The sequence below is a fragment of the Streptomyces sp. N35 genome, assembly GCF_016464295.1.
Taxonomy (GTDB): domain Bacteria; phylum Actinomycetota; class Actinomycetes; order Streptomycetales; family Streptomycetaceae; genus Streptomyces.
Genome location: NZ_JAEIMH010000075.1, coordinates 19,328 through 29,097, shown reverse-complemented (window position 1 = coordinate 29,097; position 9,770 = coordinate 19,328). Strand labels below are relative to the sequence as shown.

Annotated in this window: 7 protein-coding genes; 5 read left to right on the top strand and 2 right to left on the bottom strand. The window is 69.2% G+C overall.

Annotation, left to right across the window (positions count from 1 at the left end; all coding sequences use genetic code 11):
- Positions 1-50: 50 nt before the first annotated feature.
- The gene (locus tag JAO81_RS31935) at positions 51-1,205 is read right to left on the bottom strand and encodes an aminoglycoside phosphotransferase family protein (protein WP_199551455.1); all 1,155 of its coding nucleotides are present in this window, start codon (positions 1,203-1,205) and stop codon (positions 51-53) included.
- A gap of 231 nt (positions 1,206-1,436) precedes the next feature.
- On the opposite strand from JAO81_RS31935, the gene JAO81_RS31930 reads away from it, so the two are divergent.
- The gene (locus JAO81_RS31930) at positions 1,437-2,930 is read left to right on the top strand and encodes a hypothetical protein (protein WP_199551454.1); all 1,494 of its coding nucleotides are present in this window, start codon (positions 1,437-1,439) and stop codon (positions 2,928-2,930) included.
- Positions 2,931-3,060: 130 nt separating this feature from the next.
- Here the strand turns inward: JAO81_RS31930 and JAO81_RS31925 are convergent, their stop codons facing one another.
- Positions 3,061-4,500, bottom strand: a complete 1,440-nt coding sequence (locus JAO81_RS31925; RefSeq protein WP_199551453.1) for a PP2C family protein-serine/threonine phosphatase — start codon at positions 4,498-4,500, stop codon at positions 3,061-3,063.
- 468 nt (positions 4,501-4,968) lie between these two features.
- Here JAO81_RS31925 and JAO81_RS31920 point away from each other — a divergent pair, with 468 nt between their 5' ends.
- From JAO81_RS31920 to JAO81_RS31905, 4 genes are all read left to right on the top strand, one after another.
- Positions 4,969-6,186: a beta-ketoacyl synthase gene (locus JAO81_RS31920; protein WP_199551469.1), complete on the top strand. Its 1,218-nt coding sequence runs from the start codon at positions 4,969-4,971 to the stop codon at positions 6,184-6,186.
- A gap of 105 nt (positions 6,187-6,291) precedes the next feature.
- Entirely contained in the window at positions 6,292-7,308 is a 1,017-nt protein-coding gene (locus JAO81_RS31915; protein WP_199551452.1) for a LacI family DNA-binding transcriptional regulator, read from the top strand.
- 103 nt (positions 7,309-7,411) lie between these two features.
- Positions 7,412-8,779: an ABC transporter substrate-binding protein gene (locus JAO81_RS31910; RefSeq protein ID WP_233416213.1), complete on the top strand. Its 1,368-nt coding sequence runs from the start codon at positions 7,412-7,414 to the stop codon at positions 8,777-8,779.
- Positions 8,780-8,797: 18 nt separating this feature from the next.
- Positions 8,798-9,769 (top strand): carbohydrate ABC transporter permease, encoded by a 972-nt coding sequence (locus JAO81_RS31905; protein ID WP_199551467.1) that lies wholly within the window; start codon positions 8,798-8,800, stop codon positions 9,767-9,769.
- Position 9,770: the final 1 nt, after the last annotated feature.

Here is a 9,770-nt window from a genome sequence, read left to right as displayed (position 1 = left end):
CCTCCATGTGCCCAACCCTTGGCACATGGAGGGGGCCTTCGCGCTCCCCGTCAGCGAGTGCCGACCGCCGCCCGCACGGCCCTACGGGCCAGGGCGCAGTCGTCGTGCAGCCGCCTGAGCAGCAGCCGCTGTTCCTCGCCGGACGGCGCAGCACCAGGATGGGCCGGGCCCGGTGCCGCCGGGGTCGCTTCGCGCATCGTGCGCTGGACCGCCATCTCGTACGTCCTTATCTCCCTGGTCAGCACCAGCATCAGGTTCACCAGGAAGGCATCACGGGCCGCCGGGCCCGCGGACTGCGCGAGCTGGCTGATCTGGCGCCGCGCGACCGGTGCGTCGGCGAGCACCGCCCACAGCGTCGCCAGGTCGTACCCCGGCAGATACCAGCCGGCGTGCTCCCAGTCGACGAGGACCGGGCCCGCGGGCGAGAGCAGGACATTCGACAACAGGGCGTCACCATGGCAGAACTGACCCATGGAACCGCTGCCGGCCGACTGCGCGATGCCGTGCAGCAGCTTCTGCAGATCGCCCAAGTCCCGGTCCGTGAGCAGCCCCAGTTCGTGGTACCGGTTGATCCGCGCCGCATAGTCGAGCGGAGCGTCGAACATGCCGGCCGGCGGCCGCCAGGCGTTCAGCCGGCAGATCGCCCCGAGCGCGGCCCTGATGTCGGCGCGCGGCGGCGCCTCGGCCGGATGGCGTTGCAGGGCCGCCACCCGGCCGGGCATCCGCTCGATCACCAGCGTGCCATTCTCGGGATCGGCGGCGATCAGCCGTGGCACCCGTACCGGAGGACGGTGCCGCACGAACGAACGGTATGTGGCTATTTCATGGCGACTGCGCTCCGACCATGCGGGGGAGTGGTCGACTAAGCACTTCGCGACCGCAGTCATACGTCCCGTCGTACCGACGAGCAGAACCGAGCGGCCGCTGCGGCGCAGCACCTGTACCGGGTTGAACTCCGGGCAGATGCGGTGCACCGAGGCGACAGCCGTACGCAACTGGGCGCCCTGGGGGCCGGACAAGTCGAGTCTCCCGCTGAGCGGTTGGGTGCCGAACCCCGCTGAGCCTGTGGCCCCCGGAGCCCGCCGCGTCCGACCGGTGCCCAACACGGGGGCCGCCGGGCGGGAGGGGGCGAGATAAGGGCCCCCGGCCTGCCGTGTGGTGGACGGCCGGGGCGGGGCGGACACGGAGGACGATGCTGTGTACATGGGCGAAACAGATCCCTTCGTGCGCCGACGAGTCACGTGCGCTGCCCGGCCCGACTTCCGTTCGCACCCTGGGGAATGCGGTCGGCCGCCGGGTCGGGGTGGCGCATTCCTACCTGACACCCGGTCGCCTATGGCACACCATCTGGCGCACCCTGGCGAACCCTGGCGAATAGTCGCTCAGCAACTGACAGAGGGTTACTGTCAACTCAGCCGAGAACCTGGGGGCTTGACGTGAGCAGCGAACCAAACGCCCGACTCAGCGACCTGTTCGGCCTGGCCGGCTGGTCCAAGGGTGAGCTCGCGAGGCTGGTCAACCGGCAGGCGGCGGCCATGGGTCATCCGCAGCTGGCGACCGACACCTCGCGAGTGCGTCGCTGGATCGACATGGGAGAGATCCCGCGCGATCCCGTGCCGCGGGTACTTGCGGCACTGTTCACCGAGCGCCTCGGCCGTGTCGTGACCATCGAGGACCTAGGTCTGGTCCGGCACGGGCGCACGGGGAAACGGCAGAGCGGCCACGAGGTCGAACACCCCGACGGTCTGCCGTGGGCGCCCGAGCGGACGGCTGCGGTCCTCACCGAATTCACGGGAATGGACCTCATGCTCAACCGACGCGGCTTGGTGGGCGCGGGCGCCGCGCTTGCCGCGGGCTCCGCACTCAGCAGCGCCATGCACGACTGGCTGCACACCGATCCGGCCCTCTCCGCCGACGCTCCCCGTATCAACGATCCCCTGCACGCCGACCCCGCTGGGTACGACCGCTATGAGGCCGCCCCCATCGGGTCCCAGGAGATCGAAGAGCTGGAGCGTTCCGTGGAGGTCTTCCGCGCCTGGGACGCGGCCCGCGGCGGCGGGCTGCAGCGCAAGGCAGTGGTGGGCCAACTCAACGAAGTCGGCGGGATGCTCTCGTACCGCCACCCCGACCACCTCCAGCGCCGCCTTTGGGGCGTCGCTGCCAACCTGGCCGTTCTCGCGGGCTGGATGTCGCACGATGTCGGCCTCGAGCCCACGGCCCAGAAGTACTTCGTCATCGCCGCCCACGCGGCACGCGAAGGCGGCGACAAACCACGCGCCGGCGAGGCGCTCTCGCGGGCGGCCCGCCAGATGGTGCATCTGGGCCGGCCGGACGACGCCCTCGACCTGATGAACCTGGCGAAATCCGGTTCGGGCGAGGAAGTCCTGCCGCGTACGAAGGCGATGCTCTACACCATCGAGGCCTGGGCGCAGGCCTCCATGGGCAAGGGCCAGGCCATGCGCCGCACGCTGGGCGAGGCGGAGGACCTCTTCGTCTCGGACAAGGGTGATGTGCCGCCGCCGAGCTGGATGCAGATGTTCGACGAGGCGGACATGCACGGGATGCAGGCCTTGGCGTACCGCACGCTTGCGGACCACGACCCCTCGGCCGCCGCGATCGCACAGCGTCACGCGAAGGAGGCGCTGGAACTACGGGCCAAGGGCCGTCAGCGCTCGCAGATCTTCGACTACATCTCCCTTGCGTCGGCCTGCTTCATCGCCGATGACCCCGAACAGGCGGACCGCTACGCGCGGTTGGCGCTGATGTCGATGGGCGAGACCTCCTCCCATCGCACGTGGGATCGCTTGCGCGAGATGTACCGGCTAACGGCCCAGTACTCCGGCTACCCGAAGATCCAGGACCTCCGAGAGGAGATCCAACTAGCATTGCCAAAGGTCATCAAGCCAAGCACCGGCACGGCCCGAGCCTGACCTGAGCCGAAGGTGAGAAAGGGACCAAGTGTCCTGCGCCTTGACCGATTTGACCGGTAAGTGCAGGACGTTTGGTCCCTTTGTGGGTCCGGCTCCCGCGGGGACCCCGGTCGGGCGTCGATCCGGGGGCTCAGGTGGTTGGCACCATTGCTGCCAGCACGCAGGCGTCGTCCTCTCGGGCTCCGCGTTCGCCGAACTCCTCCATCACGGTACGGACGCAGTCCTGCGCCGTGCGGGCGGTGGCGAAACGGGGGGCGAGGGAGAGGAGGCGGTCGCGGGAGGCTTCGCCGTCACGGTGCGGGGCGAGGCCGTCCGTGTGCAGCACCAACAGGTCGCCCGGTTCCAGCTGTTCGCCGGCCTGCTCGTAGACCGCGCCCGTCGTGGCGCCCAACAGGACGCCGTCGGGGGCGTCGAGGGCGCGGCCGGTTCCGTTGCGGAACAGCAGCGGGGCGGGGTGGCCGGCCTGGGACCAGGTGAGGACACGGGTGTGCGGGTTGTAGCGGCAGCACACCGCGCTGCCCAGGGCCGGCTGCACGGAGGCGTCGAGGAGCTGGTTCAGCCAGCCCATCAGCCGGCCCGGCTCGGCGCCCGCGACGGCCATGCCACGGACTGCGCCGAGCAGCATCGCCATGCCCGAAGTGACCGCCACACCATGGCCGGTGAGGTCGCCGACGCTCAACAGGATGTCGCCGTCGGGGAGGTGCATCGCGTCGTACCAGTCGCCGCCGATGAGCGCGCTGCGGGAGGAGGGCAGGAAGTGGGCCGCCAGGTCGAGTGCGTCGGGTGAGCCCTGCGGGAACCGCAGGGGGCCACGCCACGGCGGCAGCACGGCCTCCTGCAGCTCGACCGCAAGCCGGTGCTCTGTCTGCGCGATGTGCCGCTGGCGCTGAAGCGAGTCACGGGTCTCGCGCAGGGCCGATTGGCTGCGCCGCAGTTCGCTGACGTCTCTGACCACCGCCCACATGGAGGCGGTGCTGCCGTCGGCGTCGAGCACGGGCTCGCCCATCATGTGCAGGGTGCGCACACTGTCGTCCTCACGCACGATGCGGAACTCGCCGTCGATGGGCCGGCCGTCGATGAGACAGTCCGTGACCATCTGCGTGAGAAGGTCCCTGTCCTCCGCGAAGACGAACGTGGGCAGCTCGTCCAGGGTGAGCGGCGGACGGTCGGGGGAGCGTCCGAAGATCTGGTAGAGCTCGCCGGACCAGACGACATCGTCGGTGAGCAGATTCCACTCGGCGCTGCCCACCCGGCTGAGGAGCGAGCCGCGGCTCGGCCCCGGGGCGAGCTCGGCCTCCAGGCCTTCGAGGAGCTCCTGCTCATCGGTGTCCAGGGGCGCGCCGTCGCGCAGCTGCGCCAAGTGCTCGTCCAGGTCGTCCAGTTGGTGCACGGCCAGCTCGCACAGGGCGCGCTGCCAGCGGCCCTGCGGGTCGTCGTCGTCCGTGAGCGTGTCCCGGCGCACCGCGTCGACCTCGCCACGCAGCCGGCGCGTCTGCTGAATCAGCGCGTCGACCGTGCCGCGCTCAGGCGGCTGTGCGGCGGGGCGGTCCGCGAAGATATGGGACGGCATCTCGTACTCCGATACAGGCGCGGTACGACCAAGTCTGACGGAAGGGCCGGTTATGACTGTCGCACAGGTCAGTGGGCCCCGTAAGGGATTTGGCAAGACACGATACGGTGGTGCTTCTGGCATATGTCAAAGTCCACCCGGCGGCCCGGCCGTTGGGTTGGCCGAAAGTCAATCGGCCCCATCCTTAAGGGAATTGAAAGCCGCCGCTCCCGGCATGTGGAGCGGCGCTGCGTGCGGCCGATGGAACTGGCCGGTTCGGGCCCCTGCTCGCGCGCGCCCCCGACGTGGCGCCCTTATCGCCGGCCACTTGTCGTAACCCTACAAGATCCGTTCTCGAGGCTCTGCGGCTGACAGCATCCATCGGCGCCCTTGTTGTCTGGAAGTGTCGCCTTCAGGTGATCAAGATCCTGTGCCATGCGGCAGCCGGATCTTGTGGACTTCCTACTCACACCCGAGAAGGGGCGCGATATGTACGACGACGCGGTGGCCGTCACGGGACTCGGAGCGCTGACTCCGCTGGGCATGGATGCCCGTACGACCTGGGAGGGCCTGCTCGCGGGTGCCTCGGGAGTGCGACGGATCGAAGAGGAGTGGGCCGCCGACGTGCCCGTCGGGGTCGCGGCGCCCCTGCCCGGCGACCCCGCCGAGCTGGTCGGCCGGGTCCAGGCGCGCAAGCTCGACCGCTGTGAACAGGTCGCTCTGCTCGCCGCCCGCGAGGCCTGGCAGCACGCCGGTGCGCCGGAGGTCGACGGCGCCCGGCTCGCGGTGGTCATCGGCACCGGTACGGGAGGTGTGCTCACCACGCTCGGTCAGGACGACACCTACGAGCGGTCCGGGGCGCGGCGGCTCTCCCCGTACGCCGTGCCGATGTTGATGCCCAACGGTCCCGCGGCCTGGGTGAGCATGGAACTCGGGGCGAAGGCGGGTGCGCATACGCCGGTGAGTGCGTGTGCCTCCGGATCCGAGGCCATCGCGCTGGGGCTCGATCTGATCAGGGCCGGGCGGGCCGATGTCGTGGTGGCCGGCGGGGCGGAGGCCTGTCTGCACCCGTTCACGCTCTCGGCCTTCGCGCAGATGAAGGCCCTCTCCACCCAGGACGCGGAGCCCGAAGCGGTGTCGCGGCCCTTCGATGCGGGCCGCAGCGGATTCGTGATGGGAGAGGGGGCGGGGATCGTCGTTCTGGAGCGCGCCTCGTTCGCCCGGGCCCGCGCGGCGCGTGTGCACGGCTGGTTGGCGGGCGCCGGCGTCTCGTCGAGTGCCGCGCACATCACGGCTTCGGACGCCGAGGGGCAGGCGCAGGCGATGCGGGCCGCTCTCGATTCCGCCCGCATCGCCCCCTCCGGCATCGGCGTCGTCCAGGCCCATGCCACCTCGACCCCGTCGGGTGACGTGGTGGAGGCGGAGGCGATCGCGACCGTGCTCGGTGACGAGGTCGCGGTGACCGCGGCCAAGTCGATGATCGGCCATCTCTGCGGGGCCTCCGGTGCGGTGGCCGCGGTCGCGACCGTGCTCGGTCTGCGCGACGGAGTCGTCCCCGCGATCCGCAACCTGGACGCCCCGGATCCGGCGCTCACCCTCGACCTCGTCAAGGGCGGTCCGCGCCAGGGCGATTGGGGTGCGGCCCTGACGAACGCGTTCGGGTTCGGCGGGCACAACGTGAGCCTGGTCTTCGCCCGGCCGGAGTGAAACCGCAGGGCGCTCCTCGGCCGAGGGGCGCCCTGCGCAAGCTGGGTTGCAAATAATTTGCGCATGACTGATTCAGTCTTGCGTCGAGCGCTGTACGGTCAGCGCATGACGAAACGACTTTCCAAGGTGGCCGCCTTCGCCGGCGTCAGCGAAGTGACCGTCAGCCGTGTGCTCAACGGCAGTCCCGAGGTCGCGCCCGCCACCAGGGACATCGTGCTCACGGCCCTGGACGTGTTCGGATTCGAGCGCCCCGCCGTGAGCCGCAGGGAGCGCGCACCGCTGGTCGGCCTGGTGGTGCCCGAGCTGCAGAACCCGGTGTTCCCCGCGTTCGCCGAAGCGCTCGCCGGGCGGCTCAACAAGCGCGGGCTCATACCCGTGCTGTGCACCCGTACCGCCGACGGTGTCTCGGAATCGCACTACATCGACATGCTGCTCGGACAGAACACCGGCGGCATCGTCTTCGTCGGCTCCAGCTACGCCGACGCGGGCGCCGAACAGGGCCGTGTGCTGCGCGAACGCCGTATGCCGATGGTCCTGGTCAACGCGGCCGACGAGAACCGCGAAGTGGCCCAGGTCGCCGCCGACGACACCCAGGCCGCACTCCAGGCGGCCCGCCATCTCGAAGCCCTCGGACATGAGCGCATCGGCCTCCTCATCGGCCCTGTCGGGCATGTGCCGAGCGCCCGCAAACTCGCCGGGTACGCGGCGTTCTGGAAAGCGGAGGATGTTCCCCAGGGCAGCTGGCGGCCGTGGGTCGCCCATGCGATGTTCTCCATGGAGGGCGGCGCCACCGCCGTGCCGCGCCTCGTCGACGCGGGGGTCACCGCGGTCGTTTGCGCAAGCGACACCCTCGCCCTCGGCGCGATCCGCGGCGCCCGCCGGCTGGGCCTCGTCGTCCCCAGGGATTTCTCCGTGGTCGGCTTCGACGACTCGCTGTTCATGGTCGCCACCGATCCGCCGCTCACCACCGCACGCCAGCCCGTGCAGGCCATGGCGGACGCGGCCGTGACCGCGCTGGTCGCGCAGATGGACGGCCATGTCGTCGACGACGAACCCATCCTCTTCGAAACCGAGTTGATCGTCCGCGGGTCCACTGCTTCGAATCTTGCGCAGAGACGTTGACTTCTTGCGTGATGCGGTTCTACGTTCTGCGTCAACGCTGGGGCGCCGACCGGGACAGTCGGCAACGATCCGCTTTCCCAGGTAGCAGGAAGGCAGTACACCCATGACTTTCACATCCGGCTTCGGCGCGCGTCGACGCGCGGGCATAGCCCTCGTCGGCACGATGGCCCTCGGCCTGACCGCCTGCGGCGGCTCCTCCTCGGGTGAGGGGGCGGGCAAGGACGGTGTCGTCACGATCACCGTCAACGACATGCCGCCCAAGACGCAGCCGCTCGACCGCAAGATCTTCGAGGCCGATGTGAAGGCCTTCGAGAAGGCCAACCCCAAGATCGACATCGATCCGCGCGAAGGCCAGATGGACCCGAAGACCTTCGCGGCCAAGCTCGCGGGCGGTCAGCTCGAGGACGTCTACTACGTGTACTTCACCGACCCGGCCGGACTCATCGAGCGACGCCAGGGCGCGGACATCACCCCGTACATGAAGGACATCCCGTATCTCGACAAGATCCGGCCCGAGTTCCTCGACGTGTTCAAGGGCAAGGACGGCAAGGTCTACGGGCTCCCCAACGGCCAGTACTCGCTCGGTCTCGTCTACAACCGCGACCTGTTCCGGAAGGCCGGACTCGACCCGGACAAGCCGCCCACCACCTGGGACGAGGTGCGCGTGGCCGCCAAGAAGATCAGCGCTCTCGGCGACGGCACCGTCGGCTACGCCGAGTACAGCAAGAACAACCAGGGCGGCTGGCACCTCACCTCATGGATCTACTCCATGGGCGGCGACGTGGCGGTCAAGGACGGCGACCGGTGGAAGTCCGCCCTCGACAGCGACGCCGCACGCAACGCGCTGCGGATGCTGCACGACATGCGCTGGACCGACGACAGCATGGGCAGCCGCCAGCTCCTGGAGATCCCCGACGTCCAGAAGATGATGGGCGCCGGCAAGCTCGGCATGTATATGGCCGGGCCCGACAACGTGCCCACGATCGTCAAGCAGTTCGAGCGCCAGTACAAGGAGTACGGCGTCGGCGCGCTGCCCGGGCAGGCGACGCTCGGCGGCGGCAACGGGTTCATGTTCCACCCCGAGGCCACGCCGGAGAAGATCAAGGCCGGTCTGAAGTGGCTGCAGTTCAAGTACCTCAACCCGGACCGCACCGAGTTCAACGACAAGCGCGTCGTCAGCGATGACGTGCCGGTCGGTCTGCCGCTCGACCGCCTGTACACGGACGATGTGCAGGCCGAGGTCGACGCGGTGCACGCCAAGTACGCCAATGTGCCCACCGAGAACTTCAAGCCGTTCACCGAGCGCAACGGCAGCCTGGAGCAGAAGGTCGAGCCGCCGAACGCCCAGCAGATCTACACCGTGCTCGACGGCGTGATGCAGTCGGTCCTGACGAAGAAGGACGCGGACATCGACCAGCTCCTGAAGGACGCGTCGAAGAAGGTCGACGCGCTCCTCGCGACGGTCAAGTGACCGATGGCGACCACCGATATGAAGACCACGGTCCGTCCGGAGGGCGCCGGCGCCACGGCAGCGTCCTCCGGCAGGACCAAGGAACCCAAGCCCTCGGGTCCACCCAAGGCGGCCCGCTCGCACCTCGCCCGCCGTATCCGCGAGAACCTCATCGCGTACGCCTTCCTCGGCGCCGCCCTCGTCGTCTTCGCCGCCTTCTCCTGGTACCCGATCGTGCGCGGCTGGCTGCTCGGCTTCCAGCAGGTCACCTTCGCGCAGCCCGCCGAGTGGGTGGGCCTGGACAACTTCCGGCGGCTCTTCGACGATCCGCTGTTCGTCACCGCCTGGCAGAACACGGCCTGGTTCACCGCGCTCGCGCTGGTCTTCGGCTTCGCGGCGCCGCTCGCGACGGCCATGGTGCTCAACGAGTTCCGCAGCGCCCGCGGCTATCTGCGGATGACCGTCTATCTGCCGGTGATGCTGCCGCCGATCGTCACGATGCTCCTGTGGCGCTGGTTCTACGATCCGGGCCCCGGCCTGTTCAACAACGCGCTCGAAGTGCTGCATCTGCCCGCCCAGCAGTGGTTGGAGTCCGAGAACCTGGCGATGGTCTCGCTGGTCCTGGTCTCCACCTGGGCCAATATGGGCACCACCACGCTGATCTATCTGGCGGCGCTCGGCGGCATCCCCGGCCAGCTGTACGAGGCGGCCGAGCTCGACGGAGCCTCGATCGGACAACGGCTCTGGCACGTCACGCTGCCGCAGATGCGCTTCATCCTGATGATCACTCTCCTGCTCCAAGTGCTCGGCACCATGCAGGTGTTCATCGAGCCCTACATTCTGACCGGCGGCGGCCCGAACGACGCGACCGTGACCGTCCTGCTGCTCCTGTTCCGCTACGCGTTCGTCTACAACGACTTCGGCCTGGCGAGCGCCATGAGCATGCTGCTCTTCGTGGTGCTCGGACTGTTCTCGCTGGTGTATCTGCGGCTGACCCGGAGCAAAGGCTGAT

What these genes read in the sequence shown, in the direction of transcription:
- JAO81_RS31935 (WP_199551455.1), bottom strand. Translation starts at nt 1,205, where the DNA reads ATGTACACAGCATCGTCCTCCGTGTCCGCCCCGCCCCGGCCGTCCACC.
- JAO81_RS31925 (WP_199551453.1), bottom strand. Translation starts at nt 4,500, where the DNA reads ATGCCGTCCCATATCTTCGCGGACCGCCCCGCCGCACAGCCGCCTGAG.
- JAO81_RS31920 (WP_199551469.1), top strand. Translation starts at nt 4,969, where the DNA reads ATGTACGACGACGCGGTGGCCGTCACGGGACTCGGAGCGCTGACTCCG.
- JAO81_RS31915 (WP_199551452.1), top strand. Translation starts at nt 6,292, where the DNA reads ATGACGAAACGACTTTCCAAGGTGGCCGCCTTCGCCGGCGTCAGCGAA.
- JAO81_RS31910 (WP_233416213.1), top strand. Translation starts at nt 7,412, where the DNA reads ATGACTTTCACATCCGGCTTCGGCGCGCGTCGACGCGCGGGCATAGCC.
- JAO81_RS31905 (WP_199551467.1), top strand. Translation starts at nt 8,798, where the DNA reads ATGAAGACCACGGTCCGTCCGGAGGGCGCCGGCGCCACGGCAGCGTCC.